The sequence below is a fragment of the Sneathiella marina genome, from assembly GCF_023746535.1.
GTDB classification, from domain to species: Bacteria; Pseudomonadota; Alphaproteobacteria; order Sneathiellales; family Sneathiellaceae; genus Sneathiella; species Sneathiella marina.
This window is the reverse complement of the sequence record NZ_CP098747.1, coordinates 521570-547077: the sequence shown is the minus strand read 5'-3', so window position 1 is coordinate 547077 and position 25508 is coordinate 521570. Positions and strand designations below refer to the sequence as shown.

Annotated in this window: 26 protein-coding genes; 15 read left to right on the top strand and 11 right to left on the bottom strand. The window is 45.6% G+C overall.

Translation table 11 applies throughout. From position 1 onward, the window contains the following. Nucleotides 1-79 precede the first annotated feature (79 nt). Complete coding sequence (locus NBZ79_RS02750) at nucleotides 80-451, bottom strand: response regulator (RefSeq protein ID WP_251935271.1); 372 nt, start codon at nucleotides 449-451, stop codon at nucleotides 80-82. Nucleotides 452-575: 124 nt separating this feature from the next. Here NBZ79_RS02750 and NBZ79_RS02745 point away from each other — a divergent pair, with 124 nt between their 5' ends. From NBZ79_RS02745 to NBZ79_RS02735, 3 genes are read left to right on the top strand one after another with little or no spacing between them, the layout of a single operon-like run. Then, nucleotides 576-1436, top strand: a complete 861-nt coding sequence (locus NBZ79_RS02745; RefSeq protein ID WP_251935269.1) for an N-formylglutamate amidohydrolase — start codon at nucleotides 576-578, stop codon at nucleotides 1434-1436. A gap of 5 nt (nucleotides 1437-1441) precedes the next feature. After that, nucleotides 1442-1954 (top strand): GNAT family N-acetyltransferase, encoded by a 513-nt coding sequence (locus NBZ79_RS02740; RefSeq protein WP_251935268.1) that lies wholly within the window; start codon nucleotides 1442-1444, stop codon nucleotides 1952-1954. Nucleotides 1955-2013: 59 nt separating this feature from the next. Then, nucleotides 2014-2718, top strand: a complete 705-nt coding sequence (locus NBZ79_RS02735; protein ID WP_251935266.1) for a lysozyme family protein — start codon at nucleotides 2014-2016, stop codon at nucleotides 2716-2718. 6 nt (nucleotides 2719-2724) lie between these two features. Here NBZ79_RS02735 and NBZ79_RS02730 read toward each other — a convergent pair whose 3' ends face one another. Further along, nucleotides 2725-3783 carry a bifunctional transcriptional activator/DNA repair enzyme AdaA gene (locus NBZ79_RS02730; protein WP_251935265.1) on the bottom strand — a complete coding sequence of 353 codons (1059 nt, stop codon included), beginning with the start codon at nucleotides 3781-3783 and terminating at the stop codon, nucleotides 2725-2727. A gap of 94 nt (nucleotides 3784-3877) precedes the next feature. Then, nucleotides 3878-4141, bottom strand: a complete 264-nt coding sequence (locus tag NBZ79_RS02725) for a hypothetical protein (protein ID WP_251935263.1) — start codon at nucleotides 4139-4141, stop codon at nucleotides 3878-3880. 247 nt (nucleotides 4142-4388) lie between these two features. Here NBZ79_RS02725 and NBZ79_RS02720 point away from each other — a divergent pair, with 247 nt between their 5' ends. Continuing rightward, the gene (locus NBZ79_RS02720; protein WP_251935261.1) at nucleotides 4389-5141 is read left to right on the top strand and encodes a hypothetical protein; all 753 of its coding nucleotides are present in this window, start codon (nucleotides 4389-4391) and stop codon (nucleotides 5139-5141) included. On the opposite strand, the gene NBZ79_RS02715 is transcribed toward NBZ79_RS02720, so the two are convergent. The 4 genes from NBZ79_RS02715 to NBZ79_RS02700 are packed head-to-tail and all read right to left on the bottom strand — an operon-like array spanning nucleotide 5130 to nucleotide 7861. Next, entirely contained in the window at nucleotides 5130-6359 is a 1230-nt protein-coding gene (locus tag NBZ79_RS02715) for a CCA tRNA nucleotidyltransferase (protein WP_251935258.1), read from the bottom strand. The two genes, NBZ79_RS02720 and NBZ79_RS02715, sit on opposite strands and share 12 nt — an antisense overlap. Before the next feature lie 6 nt (nucleotides 6360-6365). Continuing rightward, nucleotides 6366-6647, bottom strand: coding sequence for a DUF6111 family protein (locus NBZ79_RS02710; protein WP_251935255.1), 282 nt, complete (start codon nucleotides 6645-6647; stop codon nucleotides 6366-6368). Further along, nucleotides 6644-7270 carry a CoA pyrophosphatase gene (locus NBZ79_RS02705; RefSeq protein ID WP_251935253.1) on the bottom strand — a complete coding sequence of 209 codons (627 nt, stop codon included), beginning with the start codon at nucleotides 7268-7270 and terminating at the stop codon, nucleotides 6644-6646. The genes NBZ79_RS02710 and NBZ79_RS02705 overlap by 4 nt, the downstream gene beginning before the upstream one ends. After that, entirely contained in the window at nucleotides 7271-7861 is a 591-nt protein-coding gene (locus NBZ79_RS02700; protein ID WP_251935250.1) for a DUF1285 domain-containing protein, read from the bottom strand. Between the two features lie 109 nt (nucleotides 7862-7970). Here NBZ79_RS02700 and NBZ79_RS02695 point away from each other — a divergent pair, with 109 nt between their 5' ends. From NBZ79_RS02695 to NBZ79_RS02680, 4 genes are read left to right on the top strand one after another with little or no spacing between them, the layout of a single operon-like run. Next, nucleotides 7971-8969: an AAA family ATPase gene (locus NBZ79_RS02695; RefSeq protein WP_251935249.1), complete on the top strand. Its 999-nt coding sequence runs from the start codon at nucleotides 7971-7973 to the stop codon at nucleotides 8967-8969. 3 nt (nucleotides 8970-8972) lie between these two features. Further along, nucleotides 8973-9872 carry a DUF58 domain-containing protein gene (locus NBZ79_RS02690; RefSeq protein ID WP_251935248.1) on the top strand — a complete coding sequence of 300 codons (900 nt, stop codon included), beginning with the start codon at nucleotides 8973-8975 and terminating at the stop codon, nucleotides 9870-9872. Nucleotides 9873-9876: 4 nt separating this feature from the next. Next, the gene (locus NBZ79_RS02685; RefSeq protein WP_251935247.1) at nucleotides 9877-12645 is read left to right on the top strand and encodes a DUF4159 domain-containing protein; all 2769 of its coding nucleotides are present in this window, start codon (nucleotides 9877-9879) and stop codon (nucleotides 12643-12645) included. Then, nucleotides 12642-14732 (top strand): hypothetical protein, encoded by a 2091-nt coding sequence (locus tag NBZ79_RS02680; protein WP_251935246.1) that lies wholly within the window; start codon nucleotides 12642-12644, stop codon nucleotides 14730-14732. The genes NBZ79_RS02685 and NBZ79_RS02680 overlap by 4 nt, the downstream gene beginning before the upstream one ends. Here the strand turns inward: NBZ79_RS02680 and NBZ79_RS02675 are convergent. Further along, nucleotides 14700-15284, bottom strand: coding sequence for a GNAT family N-acetyltransferase (locus NBZ79_RS02675; RefSeq protein ID WP_251935245.1), 585 nt, complete (start codon nucleotides 15282-15284; stop codon nucleotides 14700-14702). The genes NBZ79_RS02680 and NBZ79_RS02675 overlap by 33 nt on opposite strands. 279 nt (nucleotides 15285-15563) lie before the next feature. Here NBZ79_RS02675 and NBZ79_RS02670 point away from each other — a divergent pair, with 279 nt between their 5' ends. Next, a complete protein-coding gene (locus tag NBZ79_RS02670) occupies nucleotides 15564-16175 on the top strand; it encodes a flavin reductase family protein (protein ID WP_251935244.1) in 612 nt (203 codons plus the stop codon). A 23-nt stretch (nucleotides 16176-16198) separates the two neighbouring features. On the opposite strand, the gene NBZ79_RS02665 is transcribed toward NBZ79_RS02670, so the two are convergent. After that, nucleotides 16199-16885 (bottom strand): DUF1194 domain-containing protein, encoded by a 687-nt coding sequence (locus tag NBZ79_RS02665; protein WP_251935220.1) that lies wholly within the window; start codon nucleotides 16883-16885, stop codon nucleotides 16199-16201. Between the two features lie 172 nt (nucleotides 16886-17057). On the opposite strand from NBZ79_RS02665, the gene NBZ79_RS02660 reads away from it, so the two are divergent. Beyond that, nucleotides 17058-19073, top strand: coding sequence for an AsmA family protein (locus NBZ79_RS02660; RefSeq protein WP_251935217.1), 2016 nt, complete (start codon nucleotides 17058-17060; stop codon nucleotides 19071-19073). Between the two features lie 71 nt (nucleotides 19074-19144). Then, complete coding sequence (gad, locus tag NBZ79_RS02655; RefSeq protein WP_251935215.1) at nucleotides 19145-20536, top strand: glutamate decarboxylase; 1392 nt, start codon at nucleotides 19145-19147, stop codon at nucleotides 20534-20536. 340 nt (nucleotides 20537-20876) lie between these two features. Here the strand turns inward: gad and NBZ79_RS02650 are convergent, their stop codons facing one another. Then, nucleotides 20877-21272, bottom strand: a complete 396-nt coding sequence (locus NBZ79_RS02650) for a rhodanese-like domain-containing protein (protein ID WP_251935213.1) — start codon at nucleotides 21270-21272, stop codon at nucleotides 20877-20879. Between the two features lie 115 nt (nucleotides 21273-21387). On the opposite strand from NBZ79_RS02650, the gene NBZ79_RS02645 reads away from it, so the two are divergent. Further along, nucleotides 21388-22593, top strand: a complete 1206-nt coding sequence (locus NBZ79_RS02645) for an acyl-CoA dehydrogenase family protein (protein ID WP_251935210.1) — start codon at nucleotides 21388-21390, stop codon at nucleotides 22591-22593. Between the two features lie 54 nt (nucleotides 22594-22647). After that, nucleotides 22648-23391, top strand: coding sequence for a sulfotransferase-like domain-containing protein (locus tag NBZ79_RS02640; RefSeq protein WP_338056129.1), 744 nt, complete (start codon nucleotides 22648-22650; stop codon nucleotides 23389-23391). Here the strand turns inward: NBZ79_RS02640 and NBZ79_RS02635 are convergent. Then, nucleotides 23388-23816 (bottom strand): DUF1499 domain-containing protein, encoded by a 429-nt coding sequence (locus NBZ79_RS02635; RefSeq protein WP_251935207.1) that lies wholly within the window; start codon nucleotides 23814-23816, stop codon nucleotides 23388-23390. The genes NBZ79_RS02640 and NBZ79_RS02635 overlap by 4 nt on opposite strands. A gap of 64 nt (nucleotides 23817-23880) precedes the next feature. Between NBZ79_RS02635 and NBZ79_RS02630 the strand changes: the two genes are divergently transcribed. Together NBZ79_RS02630 and NBZ79_RS02625 are read left to right on the top strand one after the other, a co-directional pair. Beyond that, nucleotides 23881-24570, top strand: a complete 690-nt coding sequence (locus tag NBZ79_RS02630) for a gamma-glutamylcyclotransferase (RefSeq protein ID WP_251935204.1) — start codon at nucleotides 23881-23883, stop codon at nucleotides 24568-24570. A gap of 79 nt (nucleotides 24571-24649) precedes the next feature. After that, nucleotides 24650-25468: a glycosyltransferase family 25 protein gene (locus NBZ79_RS02625; protein ID WP_251935202.1), complete on the top strand. Its 819-nt coding sequence runs from the start codon at nucleotides 24650-24652 to the stop codon at nucleotides 25466-25468. The last annotated feature ends 40 nt before the right edge of the window (nucleotides 25469-25508 follow it).

Genomic DNA, 25508 nt, shown 5'->3' with positions numbered 1-25508 from the left:
AGCGCTCCCATTGGCTTTGCAAGTTCAATCTGAATAGCAGCGGTGAAAAGAAAGCATGGAGTTTAATCCTGACCTTTATCTACGAGGTCGCTACTTCGTCAAGTGCACGATTTACGGCTTCTACCAATGAATTAAGATGAAAGGGTTTCGATAAAATCTTGTTCACACCGTCAACTGTTTCCAACGCTTCAACAGCAACCGCTGAAAACCCGGTGATGAAAATGACAGGAAGATCCGGAGACTTATCCTTCGCAAGCCGGGCGAGCTCGATTCCGTTGATTCCAGGCATAACCAAATCAGAAACCAGTATGTCTATCTCACCGGTATCTAGAACAGGGATCGCATCTTCACCATCACGAAATGCAAGCACCTCATGCCCGGCATTTTCAAGACTCCGCGCGAGAAAAGGACGTAAGTTATCGTCATCTTCTGCCAGTAAAATTCGCGCCATACTAAAAAAACCACGTAATTGTCATTCTGCTTTTTACCGTTTGTAGATTATACTACAAAAATAAGGATGGCAAAGAAAGCCACAGACCAATTTCTTAGTAGCTAATGTTAGGGCAAATGATCAAATGGGCGCGGTATCAAATCCAGTTACGATAAATTGGCCGGATGAGTGGAACCTGCCGTTCATTTTTTCCTCACCCCATAGTGGTCGTCACTATCCGCAAGAATTTGTCAGCAATTCGAAATTAGATTATCCTGCTTTACGGCAATCGGAAGATTTTCTGGTTGATAAGCTATTCTCCGCCGCACCCTCTTTCGGTGCGCCAATTCTATGTGCACATTTTCCGCGCGCGTATTGCGATGTGAACCGCGAAGCGTTTGAACTCGACCCCAACATGTTCACAACTCCTCTTCCGAAATACGTATCGACAAATAGCTCGCGGCTAAGTTCCGGTATTGGCACCATTCCAAAAGTTGTTGGTGCCGGACAGGAAATATACGCAGAAAAGCTGGATTTTGAAGAGATAAGGGATCGCATTGATGAATGTTATTTTCCCTATCATCATGCATTACGACAATTAATCAGTGAGGGCCTTAAGCGGTTCGGGAGTATTTACCTGATTGACTGTCATTCCATGCCAGCCGTCCGATCGGGATCAAGATTCGGAAATAAACGGCCTGAAATTATTCTCGGAAATCGCTATGGGACGTCCTGCGAGAGCACGTTCTTCTATCGATCTCTAGACCATTTTGAATCATTTGGCTATCGGGTCGGACATAATTCACCTTACGCCGGCGGATTCATCACAACCCATTACGGAAAGCCTGACAAAAACATTCACGCGCTTCAAATTGAAATCAGCCGGGATCTGTATATGGACCAGAAAACCCTGACCTTGAATGAGGGGTTCGAAACCCTTCACAATAATTTGTCCCGCTATATCGCCGAATTAGGCATGTATGATAGTTCTTTATTGATTGCTTAATTCATATGTCAGAGCTACTTGATTTTGATATTCGCCCTTCAACACCAGAAGACCTTCCAGCAATTACGGAGATTTACGGAAAAAGCGTAGAAAGCGGATTAGGGTCATTTGAATATACTGCGCCAGATATCTTGGAAATGACTGTTCGACGTAACAATATTCTAGAACAGCAATTACCTTATATTGTTGCTGTGCGTAATGGTATTCTCCTTGGATTTGCTTACGCCAGTCCGTATCGAGCACGAGCTGCCTATAGATTTTCAGTAGAAAATTCTGTCTATGTTCGAGCAGAGATGCATCGGCAAGGCATAGGCAAAGCACTTCTCAAGAAGATCATTACAGATTGCGAAGAGCTCGGCAAGAAACAGATGATTGCTGTTATTGGTGATTCACAAAACCGAAATTCGATCTCCTTACATATCTCACTGGGCTTCCGGCTTGTCGGAATCCTGGAAAGTATCGGCTATAAGCACGATCAGTGGGTCGACACGGTCATCCTACAGAAAAACCTGGAGTAACTCCCCAAAAACATACAAATTGGCGCGATAATTGCTTGTTAAGTTACAGGAGAGTAATTATGCGTATGATGAGACTGTTTTTTGGATGTGTCACACTTTGCCTTATTGGCGGTTCTGCTATGGCTGCACCTTTCCCGCCGAACAGCGTGGAATATGAAGAAACCTGCCGTGTTGCAGTGGAAAAAGCGGAGAAAGAAAATCGATTGCCAAAGCGTCTCCTAAGCGCTATTTCCCTGACCGAAACAGGCAGGTGGCACGCGAAAAGACAGGAAATTATTGCCTGGCCCTGGACAGTTTATGCTGAAGGAAGAGGGCGATATCTTCCCAACAAGGCAGCCGCCATTGAAGAAGTTAAAACCCTGAAGGCGAAAGGGGTCAAAAATATTGATGTGGGTTGCATGCAAGTCAACCTGCATTTCCATCCGAAAGCCTTTGAAAATCTTAACGCCGCCTTTGACCCGAACCGAAATACAAAATATGCCGCTGAATTATTGGCTTCGTTACGTCAACGTGATCGTTCATGGACAAAAGCAATCGCGTATTACCATTCCAAAACAAAGAAATTCTATATCCCTTATCGCCGAAAGGTCATGAAAATCTGGCAGGAAGAACGCCGAAAGGATTCAGAAGCCCGGCGTGCTGAGGCAAGGAAAACCTATCGCCTTTCCCGTGAGAAACTAAAAGAGCGGTTGAAGGAAGCCAGCGCCCGACGATTTACACAATCTCTCAAACAAAAGAAGCCCGTCGTTGATGGCGCATCTTGACGCTGGCTAAGTGGCACCTTCCAAATGACGCAACGCCTCTTTTCGCTCCAGGCCCCACCGATAACCATGTAGTTTTCCATCTGAGCCAATCACCCGATGGCAAGGAACAATTAGCGAAACGGGATTAGTCGCACAGGCCCGTCCTACAGCTCTCGCGGATTTCGGCTGCCCCATATCCTCCGCAATTTCGCGATATGTTTTTGTCGCCCCGGGGCCAATTTTTAGCAGCTCCTGCCAAACACGACGCTGAAACGCGGTGCCATACATATCCAGTGGAATTTCAGGCAATGCCGCCGATGATTTCTCCAAGAATGCAATGATATCCGCTGACCATTCCGTCAATTTACCAATATCCGGTGCTATTTCAGCTTTTGGGAATTCTTCTTGAAGTTCCAAAAGCAATTTATTGTCATCCTCTCCAAAATACACTGCGCAAACACCTGACCGGGTTCCCGCAACCAGCATCCGACCCAGGAAACAATCGACGAAGGCATAGGCAATTTCCGCTCCTGCGCCGCCTTTGGCATAAGACGCCGGTGTCATACCAAGGCGTTCCCGTGCCTTTTCGTATAATCTACTAGACGATCCAAAACCGGCTCCATAAGCTGCACCGGAGATATCATCGCCGGAATGCAGGTTCTTCTTGAAATTTGAAACCCGTAAATTGTCATAATAGTCAATTGGGGTAATGCCCATTATTTTCTTGAAACTCCGGGAAAGATGATCTTCGCTATAGCCTGTTTCCCGAGCCAGGGAAGTTAGCGAAATCTTCTCCTCGGGCTGGTCATCAATATATGCCTCGATAAGCCGACATATCTGCCGGGTCAGAGAAAGTTTTGGATCCGCTATTTTGACAAGATCAGGCCGGCACCGCTTGCAGGGCCTGTAGCCAACAGATTCCGCGTCTTTAGGTATCTTAAAAAATTCAACATTCTCGGGCTTCGGATTGCGTGATGAACAGGAAGGACGGCAATAAATACCCGTCGTTTTAACAGCATAAATAAAAAGCCCATCCTGCGCTGAATCGCGCTGCATAACAGCCGCTATTTTTCCTTCATAATTCATTATTTTGCTCCATACCAATCATCATTGATATGTAACTTAGTTCGATAAACAATTGTGCCCTACCCGATTTCCGTGACCATATACATACGGACCGCTAGGTTGACGTTTCTTCTAGTTTGGGGTCTGATTTTTCGCCCTCTTCAGTGCGCTTACGTCGAATAATGATATCGCCCTCTTCATTTATTTCCGGCATCTCATATTGCGGGATGGATTGGATAAACACACCGAGGGCATCCATAAGTTTCGCGATACCTTCAGTCGCCAATTCTTCAGGTGTACTGTCATTTGATTGAGCAGATGCCGGACCAGCCATAGACACAAACACTGTCAACACCGATACTAAAAGAACCTGTTTCATCACCTTACTCCTAAAATTATCCGCCCGGAATGCATCAAAGGACTGTATGTCCGTATTGATTTTGTCATTTTCAAGGCGAAACCTTCACCGTAGTATAGCACATTAAACAATTAGGATTAGCCGAAAACCCGACTGGAAAGCATTAATTATCTTTGATCTCATAATCATCGTCGATTGGTCTGCAGCCTCAAAACCGGGACCTAAAAAGCCCTCTGCAGACAGATGCTGGATCGCCTGGAGCGCAGAAATGCTCCGCCCTGAACCGGAATATTTTCGCACACGGGCGGCGTGCATGTCGAGAATTCGCGAACTTCTTAAGAAATACTCCGGTACCGCTTTAATCGGATTTGATTTTCCGTTTGGATATCCGTTTAACTGTGGGATCGGGGGTGGCTTAACGGCTGCTCAGAAAATGTCCAGTATCCTTTACTCCGATTTACGCGATGCAAACAATCGATTTGAAGCGGCGGCTATATTGAACAAAAAAATTTCACCTCATAAAGGACCATTCTGGGGATGCCCAACCGCATTCAAATCAGAGCAACTGTCAATAACAAAACCGCCTTTTCAGCATCAAACCTTTCAAGAATGGCGAATTGTTGAACGCTACCTTAAGGAAAAGAAATTCAGAATTATGAATGTTTGGCAGTTAATGGGTCGGGGATCAGTAGGCAGCCAGACTCTAACTGGTCTGAAAGCGTTACATGACCTTCATTTGGATGCAAACTTAAAGCGTTCTCTTAAATTCTGGCCCTTCAATACAAAATGGAACCATGATTTGGATGGAATAATTCTAACGGAGGTCTGGCCCAGCTTGAACGATCTTGCAGCATACTCACATCCGGTTAAAGATGCCCGTCAGGTTTTGGCTTGCCGCGACTGGATCCTTGATCATGATGCGAAAGGGACGCTTCGCAATCTATTTAACGCGCCTAAATGGCTATCAGTTGAAGATCGTCAGAAATGCGAACAAGAAGAAGGTTGGATATTAGGTGTCTAGCGATGGCGGTAGAACCTCGGATATCAATATTTCTTTAGTTAAGGAGAATCCGGAAGAAACCCAACTTTGCTCCATTTTCTTCAGTAGCTGACCCATTTCAGGACCAGGCGCAACGCCCAGCTCAGTCAAGTCGGAACCGGAAATCGGAAATACCGGAACGCACCAGTTTTCAGCGAGATCCAGTGAAGTTTCCAATTCCCGAACATCGCCTTTCCTTGAACAGTAAAGAAGGGCTTGATCAATAAACCCTTGCTTCCCCAATCGATACAAAACAGTTTGCTTTTGGTGTTCGGACCTCAGCGCTTCATCGTTACTATCGCACATAACAAGCAATCGGTTTTCTAGCTTCCTTGAAAACTTCAGCTTCTGCGCAGCCCTTGCAGCATGATCAGGTTCTCCGCCTAACAAGCAGGCTAGTCGTTGAATGCTGTCAGTGTCGAACGGCAGTGATAGCAAAGAAGCAAGAAGGCTTGTATTTGGAGCCCCAGGTAAAATTACCTTGAGAATTTGGTTTTTAGCCATCAACTTTACTGCCGGCAGCGGATCCACAACCGCTAATATCTGCAATAATTCTTTCTGTACCCTCTCTGCAGACAAGCTTTCCAGATATTGTGCATTTTTCCGGCAAGCATTAAGCGCTTCCTTGTCTGGTATATTACCGCCAAATCGAGCAAAAAACCTGAAAAACCTCAATATACGCAATCTATCTTCGGCGATGCGCTCTTCAGGGTTACCAATAAAGCGAACACGGCCATCTTTTAGGTCTGATATACCCTCAAATGGGTCAAATATCTCTCCGGTCGGGTCTAGATATATGGCATTGATCGTAAAATCCCGCCGAGACGCATCGCTATACCAGTCTTTAGTAAAACGAACATCCGCGTGACGGCCATGGCTTTGGACATCTACGCGCAAGGTTGTTATCTCAAATTTGCATTTGTTTATCACGGCCGTAACAGTGCCATGCGCTAACCCTGTTGGAATGACCCGAATAGATTTTCTCTCGAGTGCATCAATGGTATCAATTGGCGTCAGATCAGTGCAAATATCAATGTCGTCACTGGTAATACCAAGCAGAGCATCTCTAACACAACCACCGACAAATCGTGCGGTCCCGTTTACTTCCGATATTGCACTGAACACTCTCTTTACTTCTGGCCATCCCGACCAGTCCGGTGGATTTGCCTGAATGTCTCGTATCGAGATTGAAACACCCATATCCGATCAGTTTTTATCTTTGGCGGGAATTACCTGAGAATCTATTAGCTTACCATCTTCAAATTTTGGCGGAATATAAACAGTGCCATCACGTGAATCCCCACTTACAGATCCCAGAATGACCAAACTCAAGGCCATCAAAAACAACCCAGTAACTGTTGAAACAGCAATTGATTTTCCGCGCCAGGTTTTATCTCCTCCCGCCCTTTTATTGAAATACAAGTAAACTGCATACACCACGAAGGGCAGGATAAGCGGGATTACATGAAACAAGATTCCTCTAATCATTCTAGTAGCACTCTCTCTGAAAGGTCCTTAATCATACCGGCTGTCGCACCCCAAATATAATAATCATTGTAAGGTATTGCATACCAGAACCGCTCTATACCGTTATGAAATCCACTGTGTTTTTTCCGATTTTTTTCGTCGAGTAAGAATGCCAGCGGAACTTCGAAAATCTCGGAAACCTCCCCGATTTCCGGACGTAAGGAAAAGGATGGTTGGACAAACCCGACAACCGGCGTCACCGAGTACCGCGTCACAGTAATATATGTATTCAAGGAGCCAACAATTTCAACAAGATCCGGATTCAGAGAAATTTCTTCTTCAGATTCACGCAACGCGGTTTCAACGGCGCTCAAATCCTCTTCTTCTGCCCTGCCTCCTGGAAAGCTAATCTGGCCTGGGTGTTTTGCAAGATGCGCGGCGCGGCGCGTCAGCAACATCGTCATCCCTTCATTTCGCAAAACAATTGGAACCAGAACTGCAGCAGGTGTATATGTTTCATCGCGCAAAGGGGCACTTGCGGGATTTAGATCATGATCACCTCTGAATGTGCCATTCAAATTTAGTGCCGGTGAAACGTCTTTTGGAATAGGCCCAAGATTCTGGCGAAGTGTTTTAGTCAGCATTTAATTGTAATTTTCAAATATTTCATCAACAGGGCCTAAAACAAAAAACTCACCACTACTCCAGAAACCAAGAAGATTCTTCCCGTCTATCAATTTCTCCTCTGCCAAATTTACGATATCGTAAAAAACTGCACGGGCAATCAAAGCATCCAAATTTGCGCGAATTCGAATATAGGGAGCCGGCTCTTTGGTATCAGGGTCAATTTCTATCCGGAACGGATGATCCTTGTCCAAGATCACAAAATCGTCAACATTGGTCCGAAAGCTTAATATTTGATCTGAGCCGTCTCCTTCGCAAAACATTTCAACAGCCACAAACGGGGCATCATCAACTGTAATACCAATCTTTTCCACGGGCGTAACAAGATAGTATTTATCATCTTCATCGAGCCGGATTACGCCAGAAAACAGCTTTACCAAAGGCTTTCGGCCAATCGGTGACCCTAAATAGAACCATGTACCATCCCGTGCAATGCGCATATCAAGATCCCCGCAAAAATCCGGATTCCACAAATGCACAGGCGGATGCTTTTGCCCCTTTATTTGCTGAAGAATAGCGCTAAGTCCATCTTGAGTGTTTTGTTCTGTCATATTTTTGGCCTTAAACACGTTTATTTTGATACTATATTTAGGATATTCGTCGCTGGCTATCAAATGTGCACTTTATAATAAAGGTTTACGATTGGATCGACATAGTAGCATGACAACCACATTTAAATCGGATCAACAAATACTGGAAAGGGTTAATGATCTTTCCGGAAAACTGAATGGCCTCAAATCCGGCGTAGGTGAGTATATATTCGGACAAGAGCAAGTTGTCGAACTTACCCTCATTACTTTGCTCGCACGCGGGCATGCATTGTTAATCGGAGTACCGGGGCTTGCAAAAACTCGCTTGGTTGAGACCTTGGGAGGGGTTTTAGGCCTGGACGATCGACGCATTCAATTTACTCCAGATTTGATGCCAGCTGATATTTTAGGCTCTGAAATTCTGGAAACCTCTGAGAATGGTGAACGATATTTCAAATTTCTAAAAGGCCCTATTTTCGGACAGCTTCTCATGGCCGATGAAATAAATCGCTCAAGCCCACGGACGCAATCAGCGCTGTTGCAGGCGATGCAGGAAGAAACGGTCACTATCGCGGGAGAAACCTATCCCCTGCCTGTTCCCTTCCACGTGCTCGCGACACAAAATCCAATAGAACAAGAAGGAACATACCCACTTCCAGAAGCCCAACTGGATCGGTTCCTCATGCAAATCAATATTGACTATCCCAGTAAGGATACGGAACGGCGCATCCTTTTGGAAACCACTGGAAATGAAGAGGTCATTCCCTCCCAGATAATGTCGCCGGAGGAACTCAACGATGCTCAGCATCTGGTTCGTGAAATACCTGTCAGCGATAAAGTGATCGAAGCAATATTAAAACTGGTCCGAAATGGTCGTCCCGACACAACCGACAATGATCTCGTCGCCAAATATGTGTCATGGGGTCCAGGTCCGCGGGCTAGTCAAGCGCTTGTCCTTGCAGCTCGTGCTCGTGCGCTATTGGAAAATCGTTTAAGCCCTTCAATTGATGATATCGTTGCACTGGCGAAACCCGTATTGCAACACAGAATGGCATTATCATACGCGGCAAGGGCTGAAAATGTCGGAATGGATGACGTCATAAATTCTCTGACATCAACATTGGAATAAGGAATGCTAAGGCCTTCTCGTCTTTCCAATCTAAAGCCAGATGAAAAAGCGGAAGCGGAGAAACTCGCCGAAACTCTTCCTGCATTGATCCTAGCAGCGGAGCATTTAGCCAATGCCTATGATTTAGGCGTCCATGGTCGCCGTCGCACTGGTGTAGGAGAGGATTTCTGGCAGTTTAAACAATATGGCCCAGATGATGCAGTGTCAAAAATTGACTGGCGCCAAAGCGCGAAACGTGAACATCTATTCATTCGGCAAAAAGAGCAAGAAACGTCAGAAAGCGTTTGGTTTTGGTGTGATAGATCGGTAACGATGAAGTACTCTTCAACACCTCAAATCAGTACAAAGGAATTCCGCGCAAAAGTTCTTACGCTTGCCCTTGCCTTGTTGCTTACGAAAGGCGGAGAAAAATATGGATTACTTGGTCTTTCCGAGAAGGCTGTGACAGGACCTACAGTTTTCAACGCAGTTGCCGCCGACCTCGAAAGCAAACAAGCAATACCTCTGAACATATTGGCCAAAAGCATTAAATTACCGCAAAAGGCAACTGTTGTTCTCATAAGCGATTTTCTCACTCCGTTAGAAGATCTTAAAAATACATTGCAGGCCTTCGTTGATTTGGGGTGTAACGGCATTGTGCTGCATATCGCAGATCCGGCCGAGGTTGACTTGCCCTTTTCCGGCCGCACCAGGTTTGAAGGTATGCAAGAAGAAGAAAGCCTCACCTTTGGACGAGTGGAAATCCTGAAATCAGACTATCAAGATGTCTTTCGGGAACATAAACTCAAAATATTTGAACTGGCAAATAGTGTTTCCTGGGAATATGTATTTCATCGCACAGACGATTCCTCCAGCGATGTTTTAGGGCAAATATACGCAGCTCTTTTGGTGAAAGGAGTGTGATGAATTGGCTTTTTTGAGCTCTTTCTCATTCCTTTTTCCGTGGGTGTTGACCGCGTTGCTGGCACTGCCGGTTATTTGGTGGTTATTGCGTTTGGTTCCCCCGAAACCGAAAACCATTACTTTTCCTGCCATTCAATTTTTGTACCAATTGAAGAAAGAAGAACAAAGTTCGGCGACCACACCCTGGTGGCTACTTCTCCTCAGATTACTGATCACGGCACTAATCATTTTCGCATTAGCCGGCCCCTTCATAAATCTGCCTGAGCATCACGATAGAAACGGTCCTGCCGTATTTATTATTGATGACGGATGGAGTGCGGCGAACAATTGGACGGAAATCAAAGCAACGTTCGGCGCACTCATAACTGATATTACACGAGAGCAGCGCCAGATATATGTTGTCACAACCGCACAGTCGGTCAAAGGCGTCAAGCCAACTTTACGGCCATTGTCTGAAAAAGAAGCATTAGGTGTTTCATTTTCCATTCTACCCAAATCCTGGCCCTCAAATAGAAGCCAGCTTTTGAGCTTGATACCGCACCTAAATTCCTTGGAAGATCCTGAATTTATCTGGTTATCCAGCGGTGTTATGCAGGATAAAGATGAAGCAGGTCTTGTAGAATTCTTTACAGCACTGACGGAAATTGGCCCACTTACAATATTTCAACACGACGCCATTCAGCGACCACCGCTCATCGGGACCCCTAAAATTTCTGGTGAAACGATGGAAATTCCGCTTTATACAACAAATGGCACGCAATTATTTAGTGGCACTTTATCGGCACAAACACTGGACGGGAAGATCCTCGCTTCCGAAACGATAGCAACGGATTTTTCGACGGGCAGTACTTTTGTTACTTTAAACATACCCAACGATATTCGAAACGACATTAGTCGAATTGAAATTAAGGATGCTGAAAACGCGGGTTCTGTTTTTCTTTTGGATCACAGATGGCATCGTCGGCAAATTGGCCTAGTCAGCGCTACACTTACCTCCGTCGATCAGCCTCTGTTGACGGAAAACCATTATCTTACGCAAGCCCTCATTCCCTATTTCGATATTGACAAAATGCCGTTGGAGGAATTGATCGCAAAAGACGTTTCAATGATCGCTCTCGGTGACACTGGAAATCTCTCAGAAAACATTGAAGGGTCATTAGAATCCTGGATTGATAACGGGGGTGTTCTCATCAGATTTGCCGGACCAAAACTTGCAAATGCTGACACTGCTTTAGTTCCGGTTGAGTTAAGATCTGGAAATCGAAATTTAGAAGGGGCAATGTCTTGGGCTAAACCAGCGGAACTTGGCAAGATACCGGATCACAGTCCCTTTAAAGTACTTGAAATACCGGATGACATCAAAGTCATGAAACAAGTATTGGCAAATCCTTCGCCTGACCTCCTGGACAGAACATGGGCACAGTTGGAAGATGGCACGCCTCTCGTTACAGCGCAAAAACGCGGGATGGGGTGGCTTGTATTATTTCACATTACAGCAACGCCTGATTGGTCAGATCTCGCAATTTCAGGACTGTTTGTAGAGATGCTTAGAGAAATCGGAAACTTGGGTCAGTTTACGACAGAAAACACTGGCCAGAACAAAAGCCTGCCGCCTTATCAAATTCTAAATGGATTTGGTGATCTGAGCTTAGACGTTGGCGCGGCGGAGCCCTTGGACACAGGTTCATTAAAAGAAATGTCGCTGAATGCTGAACATCCTCCAGGATTCTATGGCAACGAAGATTACAAAATTGCTGTCAATGTTGGGCAAGAAAATACAAATTATAAGGTCATCGACCCAACTACATTTGACGCAGAAGTTAAGCCTTTTGACAGTAAAGAGGTTGTTGATCTATCAACTCCAATATTGCTCCTGGCGATTTTTCTGGTTCTTGTCGATCAGATAATTTCCCTGTACTTGCAGGGAAAGCTTCCCGGTCGACGCCCAGTAACAACCTCCGCTTTAATTCTACTCGCTGTCAGTGCCGGCTATTTTGGGTATCTACCTAATAGTACTGCTCAAGAAGCCAATATGACCGCAGAAGAGAAAGTATTGGCCGCAACTTTGGATACCCGGCTTGGATATATTCTTACCAACAACGATAGAATTGACGCGATGAGTAGAGCCGGACTGACGGGACTCGCCGCTGAATTACGACGCCGCACATCTGTCGAAGCAAAATCTCCCTTGCCCCTTGATATCGAACAAGATGACCTGGTTTTCTATCCGGTCATCTATTGGCCCGTAACCAGTGACTTTCCGCTGCTTTCCAGCTCTGCGCTTTCGAAACTGAACAATTACATCAAAGGTGGTGGAACGGTACTGTTTGATACACGCAACCAAAATTCTGTTGGGGGTTTCGGGGCCGATCTGTTTAACAGCCCAGAAAATATCCGATTGCGCCAACTTCTTTCAAAACTGGATATACCTCGCCTGCAGCCCGTACCAATCGACCATGTTTTAACGCGTTCCTTTTATTTGATGCAAAATTTTCCAGGAAGATATCCCAATGGAGAATTATGGGTGGAAGATACTGCGGAAAAGCAAGGTAATGATGGTGTCGCGTCTGTACTCATTGGAAGCAATGATTGGGCAGCTGCTTGGGCTGTTGGTGAGAACGGAAAACCATTGGCAGCAATCGCATCTGGCGATGAGAGACAACGTGAGATGGCTTTTCGTTTTGGCATTAATTTAGTGATGTATACACTCACCGGCAACTATAAAGCGGATCAGGTGCATGTACCGGCCATTCTGGAAAGGTTGGGTCAGTGAAGCAAGCAAACCTGGTCTACAGCTTGGATATAAGCCCAAATGTTCCCATCGGATGGTTAGCTGGATTAGCCATATTATCGGCTGCAATCTTAGCATTTGGGATTTGGCGGAATGCACGTGGATCTGCTTGGCGGGGAGGGCTTCTTGCGCTTCTTATCCTTATGCTAGCAAATCCTGTCCTGCTTGCTGAAAAGAGGGATTACCTTGAAGACGTTGCCCTCATAATTGTTGATGAAAGTGACAGTCAACGCATCGGTCAACGAAAAGAAGTCACGACGGAATCCTATACAAATTTAAAAAAACAGCTTGAATCCTTTGATAACCTCCAAGTTGAAACAGTTGTTGTTAAGAACAAAGTGAGTTCAACTTCAAGAGCCGAAAATGGATCACTTTTGTTTTCGTCACGGCACGATGCGTTAAAAAATATTCCGCCAGATCGTATCGCCGCAACGATAATGATCACTGACGGCCAAATTCACGATATCCCAAATATTGAAGGTCTTTCAAAATCAGAGGGGCCTGTGCATTTTTTGCTTTCTGGTGAAAAAGATGAAAAGGATCGCGTGCTGCGGCTTGTTAAAGCTCCGGCTTTTGGCATCGTTAATCAGCCGATCACTCTGGTTGTAAATGTGGAGGATTTCGGTGTTAAAAATCCTATCGCAACTGCCAAACTTTCAGTCAGGCTGGACGGAGAATTAATGCAAAACCGCCTAGCCCAGATTGGAGAAGATATCGAAATTGAACTTTCGCTGTCACACGGAGGAAAGAATTTTGTAGAGATTTCGGTTGATCCGCTGGAGGGTGAACTGACTGAAAAAAACAATACAGCATACGTTACGATCAACGGGGTACGAGATAGGCTTCAGGTATTGCTGGTTTCCGGAGAACCGCATATGGGAGAACGGGGTTGGCGTAACATCCTAAAATCGGACCCTTCTGTCGATCTTGTTCACTTTACGATTTTACGACCGCCGGAAAAACAAGATGGTACGCCGATTACGGAATTATCCCTCATTCCCTTTCCAATTCGAGACCTGTTTGAAAAAAAACTGAATGACTTTGATTTGATAATTTTTGACCGTTACAGACGCCGCGGTGTGCTTCCCTCTACTTACCTTCGAAACATTTCCCAATATGTCGAAGAAGGTGGGGCCTTGCTGGAAGCCGCAGGGCCTGCTTTCGCAACAGCATTAAGCTTGTACAGAACACCTTTGTCAGATGTATTGCCCGGGCGGCCAACAGGATATGTTTTCAACGAAGGATACGTACCAGCGGTGAGTGATATTGGTAAAAGACATCCTGTTACCGGACAGCTGAAAAGTGACAAGGAAGGCAGTCCTGAATGGGGACGCTGGTTTCGGATGATTGAAGCAGAGGCGCTTGCCGGCCAAACGCTCATGACCGGCCCGGATGATCAACCCTTGCTCATACTCGAAAAGCGTTTAAATGGCCGGGTGGCACAGCTTCTTTCCGATCATGCATGGTTATGGGGCCGTGGCTTTGAAGGCGGCGGACCACAATCCGAATTGCTGCGACGCGTTTCTCACTGGCTCATGAAAGAACCGGAGCTTGAAGAAGAGCAGCTGTCTGCGATTGTAGAGGGGGATAATCTGGTCCTTCACCGTCAATCTCTGGAAGAACTTCCGGCTACCATCACTGTGACCGACCCCGAAGGGAACAAGTCCCTCGTTGCCCTTTCACCAAGCGGTTCAGGTATCCAAACCGGAATTACACCAATAACTACCAGCGGCCTCTATAAATTACAACATGACGACCAAAAATCTCTCATTGCAGTGGGTATTCTCAATCCAAAAGAACTTCACGACTTACGAGCGACGGCTGACAAAATTATACCCGTCGCGAAAGCCACTGGCGGTGGAGTCCGATGGTTGACTGAACAAGGGCTGCCAGATTTTCGAAGAACAAAGCCCAAGAGCAACCAGGCTTCAACTTTCTGGATGGGGCTTAGATCTAATGAAAATTTCGAAGTGACTGGTTACAAGCGACAAGCATTGTTACCACCGCTGCTTGGGTTAATTTTAGCGATGGCATTTTTATGTCTCGGCTGGTGGCGCGAGGGGCGCTAGTTTATCGATTTTGTGTGATGTTTCCTGCAGGGAGGCAATTCGACCTGCTGGCTTGCCACCAATAGTACCGCCGGCTACAGTTCCCGAAACTCCAAATAAGCTATCTGGTATTAATTCTCTGACCAGAAAACGCCGATCTTCCACAGGGCCCGGCATTGAGAGATTACATTTTGTCGCGCTGAAGAAACCAAATTGTTCGTAATATTCCGGATCCCCGACCAGTATAACTATTTGATGGCCAAGACCTTGAGCTACCTGAAGGCTTTTTTGTATAAGCGATACACCTAACCCTTCACCCTGGCGTTCTGGATCAACAGCTATTGGACCGAGGAGTAGAGCATTGGTATCTATTCCAATCGTTATGGGCCAGTATCGAATTGTCGCTAGAAGTTTTTCACTTTCCTCTATGACGAAACTCAATTCAGGAATCGGCTTAAGTTTCTTCCGAATTTTATATGCTGTTTTCTTGAACCGCTCCGGACCAAAGCATTTTTCCAATAGTGGCTCTATTTGTGCGGCATCTTCTGGCCGTTCGTGAATTATTTGTGGCATGACGATTTTCCAATTTCCAAACTGTCTGGGAAGTAGGCCTCTTGGAGCACCTAAATCGTCGCGAATAATTCGTTCAAGGAAGATTAGGCAATATCAAGCGGCGGCGCGGTAACTTGCGTCGGCTCGTCGTCGTCGTATGATTGTTTCATATGCCATTCAGCCGATTTATCACAAGCCCGCTGACAAATAAAGAAATAATTAGCGGCTTGCCTCCACAGGGTTGGCGCGATAGGTTTCAAAGAAATAGCTGGCGCGCAAAATGTAATATTGGAGAACTGTATGTTTTATAAACCATCCGAGCCACATGGACTGAAGCATGGGCCATTGAAAGCTATTATTGCACCCCGCCCTATTGGATGGATTAGCAGCCTAGACGAAGCGGGTGGACTAAATTTGGCTCCCTTTAGTTTTTTCAATGCAATGGCAGAAAACCCTCCAATGGTTGCAATGGGAATAAATGGCACCCATTCCGAAGGAGGTGCAAAAGATACGTTGCACAATATCGAAAGAACGAAAGAGTTTGTCTGCAATATGGTGACATATGACATCCGGGACAGCATGAACACGACATCGGCGATGGCGCCGCGGGCTGTCGATGAGTTTGAGCTGGCCGGTCTAACACCGACTCCATCAGAACTGGTTAAACCGCCCCGGGTCAAAGAATGCGCCGCCCATTTGGAATGCGTCTATTGGCAAACGATTGAATTACCGACAAACGATCCAAATCATAAAAACAGTATGTTGATGGGGCAAGTGGTTGGCATTCATATCAGCGATGACGTTATTACAGACGGTATGGTGGATATGGCAAAATACCAACCATTGGCGCGGTTAGGCTATATGGATTACTGCTATGTTGAAAACACGTTTTCTCTCACCCGTCCAGGGTAGGAACAACTGGATTTTTTCAAGAACTATACACCCTGCCAGGTACTTCTGATTTCACGAGCCAGTTTTTCGGCAATCGCTCTGGAAAAATCGTCGAATGATTCCGCGATTTCTGTAAATGCGCCTATTCCCCCGATCACATGCTCTTGATAGTAGCTCTCCAGGTCCTTTGCGCTGTCCAAAATGGGTAACCCGTTAATGATTGCCCCCTTGTTTACAATCTTGTTGCGAGTGGCATCAGGAGATGCTCCTATTGAGACCTTGCCATCGCCGGATATGTCTATCACTTGACGCTGCGATATATTTACGTCTCTGGAAAATAGCGCATATGCATGGTCCAAAGCTTCGGCAATGGCAGTGCCGCCGTACGGAAAAGCCCTGGAAATCAAGCCTAAGTCATCTGCCATTGCTGCAGCTTCTTCCGGACTTGAAATAACACGCCAAGACAATACGGTTTGCTGTTGCCCAAGGCCCGCCCACTGTGTGACTGCCACACTAATGCGCCCAGTTGGCCCGGATTGTATTGCCTCGATGACGAGTTCATCCCTAAATGCCGATGCGACACCCTGCATCTGCAATCCATATTCATCCCAACTTACGCTGGAAGAAACATCTATTGCCAAAACAAGCTGAACATCAACCTCCGCCGCCTCAACTAAACGATCAAAACCCTGTATAAAAACCAAGGTAATCGCAACAGCAATCCACTTCATGGGAAATCCAGCTGGTTAAAAATTCAAAGCACTCCGGAAGCCATCAGTCTATCAATTATAACGGCTAAATTGTGACACAAAAATAGTTTAACTTTTCCTGTCATCTAACTAAATATATGGCATTATTCCACTGAAGCCTAACGTTCAAAAGAAAGAGACAGAAAGACCTGCCATGAAAAAAGCTATAATTGCCTTGGTATCGCTTGTTGTCATTATCGTAGCCGCAGCTGTTGCATTGCCTTTTATTGTCCCGATTGATCGCGTTAAGCAAGAATTGGTAACAGCCGCCAATGATGCCACTGGCCGGGAGTTGGCTATTGACGGTGATTTTAGCCTTTCAATTTTCCCCACACTTGGTGTCAAAGCGTCCGAAGTCTCATTTAGTAATGCGAGCGGCGCAGTGGCTGCAAAAATGGCCACCATCGACAGCCTCGTTCTCGAACTGGACCTACTTCCATTGTTAAGTGGCCGAATACAGGTAGATGAATTTGTATTAACAAAACCTGTAATTAACCTGGAGATTGACGAAAACGGCAAGGCAAACTGGATATTTGATGCAAATCAGAAAAAAGAAAATACAGCTACGGAAACCGCAAAGAGCGACACAGAATCAGACTCCATGGATCTCGGCATATCTGATTTAAACCTTGGTGACGTCCGTATTGTTGACGGTTCTGTCAGCTATATAGATCAGAAATCTGACACAAAAATTGAATTGGCCGATGTAAATTTAAATATATTACTCGCCGGACTAGATGAGTCTTTTGAGGCAAAAGGAAGCGCTGTCTGGAACCAGGAGAAAACCGACATAGACGTTAAAGTTGGGGCGCTTCGCGCTATTCTTGAAAATCGCGACACGACAACAAACTTCAATATGACGTCCAAAAACATCAGCCTGAAATATGATGGCGCGGTGACAACGCTAGATCCTCTCGTTTTGGGTGGCGATACTATTTTGGACATTCCCTCTGTTCGCCAACTTGCGGCTTGGGTAGGCCAGCCCATTAAAGCAGAAGGAGACGGGTTTGGCCCTCTCAATATCAGCGGAAAAGTAGGTGTTAATTCCTCTAAATACAGCTTCACCAGCGCAACCATTGTATTTGATAAAATAAATGGCGTTGGAGATTTTTCAGTAGATCTTAGCGGCAAGGTTCCTGACATAACAGGAAAATTAGCTCTGGAGACCTTAGACCTCAATCCCTATTTAGCTGCCGAAGATCAGGAAACAACCGCGGCCTCACAGCAATCACAATCCACATCTCCAACTAGTGAAAAATGGGATTCCACACCGATCGACCTTGATGGCCTCAACAACCTGAACGCTAAGTTTGATTTATCTGTCCAGGAAATCCTCATCAAAAAAATTAAAATCGGCAGTAGTGCTCTAGCGACAACGCTTAAGAACGGTATTCTGGATGTTGGTTTAACTGAACTGAATTTGTATGATGGAAGCGGTAGAGGAAACATACGCGTTGATGCAACAAATCCAACCCTAAAAATATCCAATTCATTTACGATTGAAAATGTCCAGCTTCAGCCACTTCTGACGGATGCAGCTGATTTCAAGAAGCTTTCTGGCAAAGGTCTCGTACAAATTGACACCACGACAGTGGGTAAGTCCCAAGCAGAAATGGTAAATGCATTGAACGGAGAGGGTCAAATATTGTTTGAGGACGGGTCCATTTCCGGCATCAACCTGGCGGCCATGGCGCGTAATGTCGCAACGGCCTTCACCGATAGCGGAGAAGCCCAGAAAACAGATTTCGCCGAATTGTCGGGTACGTTTGATATAAAAAACGGAATTCTGACCAACAATGATTTAACAATGTTCAATCCATTTATTCGTCTTTCTGGCGAAGGCACTGTCGAATTACCGCCAAAAACATTGAATTACCGTATTGAGCCTAAGTTGGTGGCCACAACAGAAGGTCAAGGAGGTACCGAGAAATCCGGCCTTGCCATTCCAATTAATGTGTCAGGTTCATGGGATAATCTCAAGTTCGCACCAGATCTAAAAGGTGTCCTCAAAAACGTGACTAACCCGGACGGCGTTAAAGATCTTTTAGATGGCGCGAAAGGATCCGGCGACGGACTGAAAGATGCTCTCAAAGGCGCTAAAAGCGGTGACAAAGAAGCGGTTAAAGGGCTTCTGGATGCAGCGGGCAGCTTATTTGGCAAGAAGAAATAGTATTAACTCACGCGAAGATTAAGGGTAGCATCTGCTACCCTTTTTTTTGCGGCTGATAATAGGAGATTTAGATGGCGGTTCATTCGAAGGATGATATTCGACCCAATCTGTTTGACGATATATATGCGTCATCGACGCTGCCGGTCTCAATGCCCAAATATCGGATACCGGACGAGGAAAATGACCCACAGCAGGTGTTTCAGATAATTCACGATGAACTTCTTCTTGATGGGAATTCGCGACAAAATCTCGCGACATTTTGTCAAACTTGGGTTGAACCGCACGTTCATGACTTGATGAATGAATGCATCGGTAAAAATATGATCGACAAGGATGAATATCCACAATCTGCTGAGCTTGAAGCGCGTTGCGTTCACATGCTTGCGGATTTATGGAATTCCCCGGTTTCTGCCGACACGGTTGGTTGTTCGACTACAGGATCAAGTGAGGCAGCCATGCTTGGCGGAATGGCGATGAAGTGGAACTGGCGCGCCAAACGCGAAGCAGAGGGAAAGCCGACAGATCGCCCCAATTTGGTCACCGGGCCTGTTCAGGTATGCTGGCACAAGTTCGCAAGATATTGGGACATAGAACTACGGGAAATACCAATGGAAGAAGGCCGGTTGTTAATGACCGACGAAGAAGTCCTTAAAAGATGCGACGAAAATACCATTGGAGTTGTCCCAACTTTAGGAGTGACCTTTACCTGTCAATATGAGCCAGTCGCCGAGATAGCAGCAGCGCTCGACGACTTGCAAGCGCGTACGGGCCTAGACATCCCCATTCATGTGGATGGCGCCAGCGGTGGCTTCCTTGCCCCTTTTTGTGATCCTGAACTTGTCTGGGATTTCAGGCTACCAAGGGTAAGGTCAATTAATGCTTCAGGTCATAAATTCGGACTAGCGCCTTTGGGTGTTGGTTGGATAATTTGGCGGGAGACCCAGGACCTTCCGAAGGACCTTGTTTTTGATGTCAATTATTTGGGCGGTAATATGCCAACATTCGCCTTGAATTTTTCGCGCCCCGGCGGTGAAGTTGCCTGTCAATATTATAACTTTCTGAGGCTCGGCAAGGATGGATATCGTAAGATTCACGATGCTTGTTACAATGTTGCAGCTCATCTCGCGACTGAAATCAGTGCGCTTGGCCCTTTCGAAATTATTTATGATGGTAAAGGCGGAATTCCGGGCCTTTGCTGGCAGCTAAAAAGTAGTAGCGATGTTACTTGGAACCTATTTGATTTTGCGGACCAGCTCCGGACCCGGGGATGGCAGGTTCCTGCCTACACCCTTCCGTCAAACATGGAAAAACTGGCCATACAAAGAATACTGGTACGGCATGGTGTGAGCCGAGATCTCGCCGATCTTCTGATAGAAGATATGAAAGCAGCGCTCGACAAACTTTCCAAACATCCGGTAAGTGTTTCACTGACCGCAAAAGAAGCAACCGGGCATCATCATTGAGCTCAACGGATGACAGATCAACGGCAAAAGTCGAATTTTAACTCGGGCGGTCCGGGGCAATTCACGACCTGGGTCGTCCAAAAACATCCTACTTCCGGTTTTTTGCATCAGACTTCACGGCGGCGGCGGAAAACGATTATGCCACCAGTTTATCATGTTCAATGTCATACGCCCCATGAGGCAATAGAAAATATCAACCACCATTGGTCTCGAAATTGGGCCACGACGCATTTAAGCTAGTGGATTGCTGCCCTTTTCATGATCGGTGCTGCTCATCTGCTTACTCCGGAATTTTTTTGAGAAAACCGAAACCCAAAATTGATCCTACCGCGACAAATTTCTAGCTGCGGGGTTTTCGTTCCTCAATAGCCCCTTCAGCTTCTTTCCAGGCGCCAAACCCGCCATCAATATGGCATACATTTTCTAGGCCCATTTCTTGTACAGCACGTGTCGCCAATGCAGACCGCCAACCAGCTGCACAGAAAAATACAAACCGGTTCCCACTGGCAAACAGATCTCTGTGATACGGGCTTTCCGGGTCCACCCAGAATTCCAACATACCGCGCGGTGCGTGAACAGCTCCAGGAACTTGTCCTTCACGTTCCAATTCCCGGATATCACGAATATCCACAAACGTCACTCCGTCCTTACCATGTAAATCAAGGGCCTGGTCAATCGACAATGTTTCTATCTGGCTATTCGCTTCTTGAACGAGTTGTTTGACGGTTTTTTTCATTTATTTTTGTCCCGTAGTATCTTTTGTTAAAACGATCTTGCAAACTGCCCTATATATGATGTTACAATTTACGTGAACAACGCGCCAATGAAAAAAAATAAAACAGAGAGAACCCATGGACCTTTCATTCACCGCAGAAGACAATGCTTTTCGCAACGAAGTCATTCAATTTCTGGAAGATGATTTTGATGACGACCTCAAAACCAAAATGGCCGAGAACAGGAATAGTTACCTGCCAAAAGATGATCATGTCAGGTGGCAAAAAGCACTGGCAAAAAAAGGCTGGCTTGCCCCGGATTGGCCGGTGGAATACGGAGGTCCCGGTTGGACAGCAACGCAGAAATATATTTTTCAAACAGAAATGGCAAACGCTAACGCGCCTGGTGTTATTCCCTTTGGGCCGAGCATGTGCGCGCCCGTGATTATGAAGTTCGGCAGTGACGAACAGAAAAAACGCTTCCTGCCGGATATGCTCGAAACCAACGTCTGGTGGTGTCAGGGATACTCTGAACCAGGCTCAGGCTCCGACCTTGCTAGCTTGCAGATGAAGGCGGAAGATAAAGGGGATCATTTCCTCTGCAATGGCTCAAAGATCTGGACAACATTAGCGCAATATGCCGATTGGATTTTCTGCCTTGTACGAACCTCTTCTGAAGGAAAAAGACAAGAAGGTATTTCGTTTCTCCTGATTGATATGAAATCGGAAGGCGTCAGTGTTGACCCTATCCAAACAATTGATCTGCCGGTAACCGGTGCACAGGAAGTAAATCAAGTATTCTTCAACGACGTAAAAGTTCCGAAGGAAAACTTGATTGGCGACGTGAACAAAGGCTGGACTTACGCCAAATACCTTCTCGAATTCGAACGTGGAAGCGCCTATGCCGGCAGGCTAAAGCGCGGTATCGGGAAAATCCGCACCATTGCGGCCAAAGAGATCGATGGTGAAGAGCCGATGATCCGAAACCCGGCATTTGTTGCGAAACTTGCAAAACTTGAAGTTGCCATCCAATCGCTTGAAATGACGGAACTTCGTATCCTGAGCAAATTATCTTCAGGTCAGAATATGGGTCCTGAATCTTCGTTGCTAAAATGCCGGGGCACAGACTTGTATCAGGAAGTTGTTGCCTTGGCATTAGAAGCTGTTGGTACTTATTCAACGCCCTTCACACCTCTATATCCTGGGCAGAATGAAGAACCAATTGGTGAAGATTATGCCAGCGGCGTCGCGCCTCGCTATTTTAATGCAAGGAAGGTGTCAATTTACGGTGGATCAAACGAGATTCAGCGAAATATCATGGCGAAGCTGATTTTGGGTCTATAGGCACAGACAATTGTCCGCTGTAATTCATAAAATATGTCAACAAGATTGTAATCAATGAGCACAGCGGACAAAACTACCCGAATATCCATGTGGTCGGGCCCGAGAAATATATCCACGGCAATGATGCGTTCCTTTGGGAATAGATCAGATTGTCGCGGCATAGATGAACCCTTCTACGCCTATTACCTCGCAGAAACCGGGTTACAGCACCCCATGCGCGATGCCGTTATTGCAAGCCAACCTAATTCATGGCGAGAAGTCATATCCAAATTGAACGGGCCCCCGATACCAGAGACAGAGCTGCTTTATATAAAGCATATGACTCATCACATATTGCCGGAAATAGATTTTGAAAATTTCCTGTCCCACAAAAACTGTTTTCTTATTCGAGATCCCCGGCTTGTGATTGCCTCTTATGCAGCAAAGTGGGATCAAATTTCTACAGATGATATCGGTATAAAAAGGCAATTGGAGATTTTCAACACCTTACAAGATTTATCCGACGACACTCCGATAGTGGTAGAGGCCGAAGATATCTTGAAAGATCCACAACGCATGTTGCCAGAATTATGTAAATTGCTTGAAATCCCCTGGCAGTCTCAAATGCTCAAATGGCCAGCTGGACGGCGCGAGGAAGATGGTGTTTGGGCAGAGCATTGGTACGCCTCAGTAAATGCCACAACTGGATTCGCACCGTATCAAGCAAAAGAGGTGGAACTTACGACTGATCAGGAACTACTGCTTGCCGCTCAAATGCCCTATTATGAGGAGCTACAAAAACACAAAATTTTTGCCTAAAGAGATGATCGAAGTTTTTCCATCCAATTTTTGATACGGTTTTCATTTACATTGAAATCTCTATATCCGTAGTGAGCGCGACTAAAAATCGCCAACGTTGACGTTTCATCTGTTAATTCAATAAATCTGACGGTGATGGTGTCCGGATACCCAATCAACGCAGAATACTGAACAAAATCCATCTGAACGTCACCTTGCTTGTCGGTTTCACTTATTTTTTCGGTTCTATCCTGAGCAAGAGCCATTTTTTCAAACAAATGAGCCAACTGTTGCGCCGGTATATTGAATTCAGGACTCACGTCTTTCCCAGGGTAAAGGCAATAATCCCGAGGACACATTAGGTAACTATTCGGTTTTCGCGGTTTTTTTAAACCGGCAAAATCAATATCTGGCCTTTGGACATTTTTTAAAATATTCTTCAGCATTACTTCTATCCAACCTAATTCCTGTAAATGCTCGCCTTATATTTAGAGCCTATCAGGATGTAATTTGCAAAGTAAAGTGACGAAGATGCTGATCCGAGAAGAATTTAACCGTGAAAGAGTGGAAGAGCTTATCCGTGAAGCACGTAAACATGGCCCCTTCCATGCCCTGAGCCATGATGAACGTGAAGCGACACGGCACGAATATCTTGCGCATCACGCTCAAGGTCAGGATCTCTGGGTTTTCGGATACGGGTCGTTACTTTGGAATCCGGCATTTCATTATGTAGATTGTCAGCCTGCTCGACTTTTTGGATATCGGCGGAGATTTTGTCTGCAGTCTTCAATCGGACGTGGTAGCAAAGAAAGACCAGGATTGATGCTGGCCCTTGATCGAGGCGGGTCCTGCAATGGTCGGGCCTTTCGAATAGAATCTAAAAAAATAGAAAGTGAGACGGAAATTCTGTGGATGCGTGAGATGATTTCCGGATCTTATGATGCGAAAATGGTTCGCATGAAATTACCTCATAAAACGGTATCCGGGTTAACGTTCGTAATGAACAGGCACCATCCCAGATATATTGACAAATTGGATATGGAAGCCACGGCAAAATTACTTGCAACAGGCGAAGGCCATCTTGGGACTTGCCGCGAATATCTCATGAATACAATTGCGCATCTTGAAGAAATGGAAGTTAAGGATAAATACCTTCACCAGCTCGCTTCGAAGGTTCAGGAAATAGATGATGTTTCATAAGCAACAAGTTCCAGCACCCTTGTATAATTGCTTCCTATTTCCTACAAACATGCTTGCTACATAAGGGATACAATCAAACTTGCCTGAACCTGATAATGAAATCCTTCCACCGGTATTTGTTATTAATCGATGCAAAGATACGCATCGTCGATCAGACATGATCGAACGCCTTGGCAAAGTAGGTATTTCCCCTGTCTTTATTGAGGCAGTCGATGGCTATGCTTTGGATATCAAGAATTTGCCTGACTATGATGGAGAAAAAAGGCGGCGGTATTTTGCAAAGGACCTCGGACATGGTGAAATTGGATGCTCTCTTTCTCATCGAAAAATTTACGAAAAAATGATAAATGAGAATATATCTTCTGCCATCGTTTTCGAAGATGATGTCTTTGTAGAAGATAATCTAAAGGACCTTCTTGAAGACATTCATAACACTAATTTACCCTGGGATCTCATCCGTTTTGTCGGGCATGGCAAAGTTTTCGATATCGGATTTCGTCCTCTTCTCAAGTTAAGACATCAATATTCCATTGTGAGAGTGCCGACCTCCCCAAGCGGCGCTTACGCCTATATGTTAACTCAAAAAGCAGCAAAAACACTTTTAGGATTTATGCAGAAAAACTGGGTTCCTGTGGATATTGTCCATAGCCGCGCATGGGAAACGAGGCTCGATACATTCCTCATTCACCCTTCTCCCGCCACGCCCGATCTCATAAGTCCGTCAACAATCGGCGACGATCGATTTGATAAGCAATCAAAAATTACTGGCGTGACGAAACTACTGCATCCTTTTTATCGATTTTGGTACAAACTCAGTAATGGCGTCGGGAAAAGATTTTTGTACCTGTCCACCCATCGCAATGATGTAAAAATGGCAAGAAAATTGGTCGACAATTAGTTGTAACTGCCAATTTACAAGTGCTGAACGCGCATCATTT

What these genes read in the sequence shown, in the direction of transcription:
- NBZ79_RS02750 (WP_251935271.1), bottom strand. Translation starts at nt 451, where the DNA reads ATGGCGCGAATTTTACTGGCAGAAGATGACGATAACTTACGTCCTTTT.
- NBZ79_RS02745 (WP_251935269.1), top strand. Translation starts at nt 576, where the DNA reads ATGGGCGCGGTATCAAATCCAGTTACGATAAATTGGCCGGATGAGTGG.
- NBZ79_RS02740 (WP_251935268.1), top strand. Translation starts at nt 1,442, where the DNA reads ATGTCAGAGCTACTTGATTTTGATATTCGCCCTTCAACACCAGAAGAC.
- NBZ79_RS02735 (WP_251935266.1), top strand. Translation starts at nt 2,014, where the DNA reads ATGCGTATGATGAGACTGTTTTTTGGATGTGTCACACTTTGCCTTATT.
- NBZ79_RS02730 (WP_251935265.1), bottom strand. Translation starts at nt 3,783, where the DNA reads ATGAATTATGAAGGAAAAATAGCGGCTGTTATGCAGCGCGATTCAGCG.
- NBZ79_RS02725 (WP_251935263.1), bottom strand. Translation starts at nt 4,141, where the DNA reads ATGAAACAGGTTCTTTTAGTATCGGTGTTGACAGTGTTTGTGTCTATG.
- NBZ79_RS02720 (WP_251935261.1), top strand. Translation starts at nt 4,389, where the DNA reads ATGCTCCGCCCTGAACCGGAATATTTTCGCACACGGGCGGCGTGCATG.
- NBZ79_RS02715 (WP_251935258.1), bottom strand. Translation starts at nt 6,359, where the DNA reads ATGGGTGTTTCAATCTCGATACGAGACATTCAGGCAAATCCACCGGAC.
- NBZ79_RS02710 (WP_251935255.1), bottom strand. Translation starts at nt 6,647, where the DNA reads ATGATTAGAGGAATCTTGTTTCATGTAATCCCGCTTATCCTGCCCTTC.
- NBZ79_RS02705 (WP_251935253.1), bottom strand. Translation starts at nt 7,270, where the DNA reads ATGCTGACTAAAACACTTCGCCAGAATCTTGGGCCTATTCCAAAAGAC.
- NBZ79_RS02700 (WP_251935250.1), bottom strand. Translation starts at nt 7,861, where the DNA reads ATGACAGAACAAAACACTCAAGATGGACTTAGCGCTATTCTTCAGCAA.
- NBZ79_RS02695 (WP_251935249.1), top strand. Translation starts at nt 7,971, where the DNA reads ATGACAACCACATTTAAATCGGATCAACAAATACTGGAAAGGGTTAAT.
- NBZ79_RS02690 (WP_251935248.1), top strand. Translation starts at nt 8,973, where the DNA reads ATGCTAAGGCCTTCTCGTCTTTCCAATCTAAAGCCAGATGAAAAAGCG.
- NBZ79_RS02675 (WP_251935245.1), bottom strand. Translation starts at nt 15,284, where the DNA reads ATGCCACAAATAATTCACGAACGGCCAGAAGATGCCGCACAAATAGAG.
- NBZ79_RS02670 (WP_251935244.1), top strand. Translation starts at nt 15,564, where the DNA reads ATGTTTTATAAACCATCCGAGCCACATGGACTGAAGCATGGGCCATTG.
- NBZ79_RS02665 (WP_251935220.1), bottom strand. Translation starts at nt 16,885, where the DNA reads ATGAAGTGGATTGCTGTTGCGATTACCTTGGTTTTTATACAGGGTTTT.
- NBZ79_RS02660 (WP_251935217.1), top strand. Translation starts at nt 17,058, where the DNA reads ATGAAAAAAGCTATAATTGCCTTGGTATCGCTTGTTGTCATTATCGTA.
- gad (WP_251935215.1), top strand. Translation starts at nt 19,145, where the DNA reads ATGGCGGTTCATTCGAAGGATGATATTCGACCCAATCTGTTTGACGAT.
- NBZ79_RS02650 (WP_251935213.1), bottom strand. Translation starts at nt 21,272, where the DNA reads ATGAAAAAAACCGTCAAACAACTCGTTCAAGAAGCGAATAGCCAGATA.
- NBZ79_RS02645 (WP_251935210.1), top strand. Translation starts at nt 21,388, where the DNA reads ATGGACCTTTCATTCACCGCAGAAGACAATGCTTTTCGCAACGAAGTC.
- NBZ79_RS02640 (WP_338056129.1), top strand. Translation starts at nt 22,648, where the DNA reads ATGAGCACAGCGGACAAAACTACCCGAATATCCATGTGGTCGGGCCCG.
- NBZ79_RS02635 (WP_251935207.1), bottom strand. Translation starts at nt 23,816, where the DNA reads ATGCTGAAGAATATTTTAAAAAATGTCCAAAGGCCAGATATTGATTTT.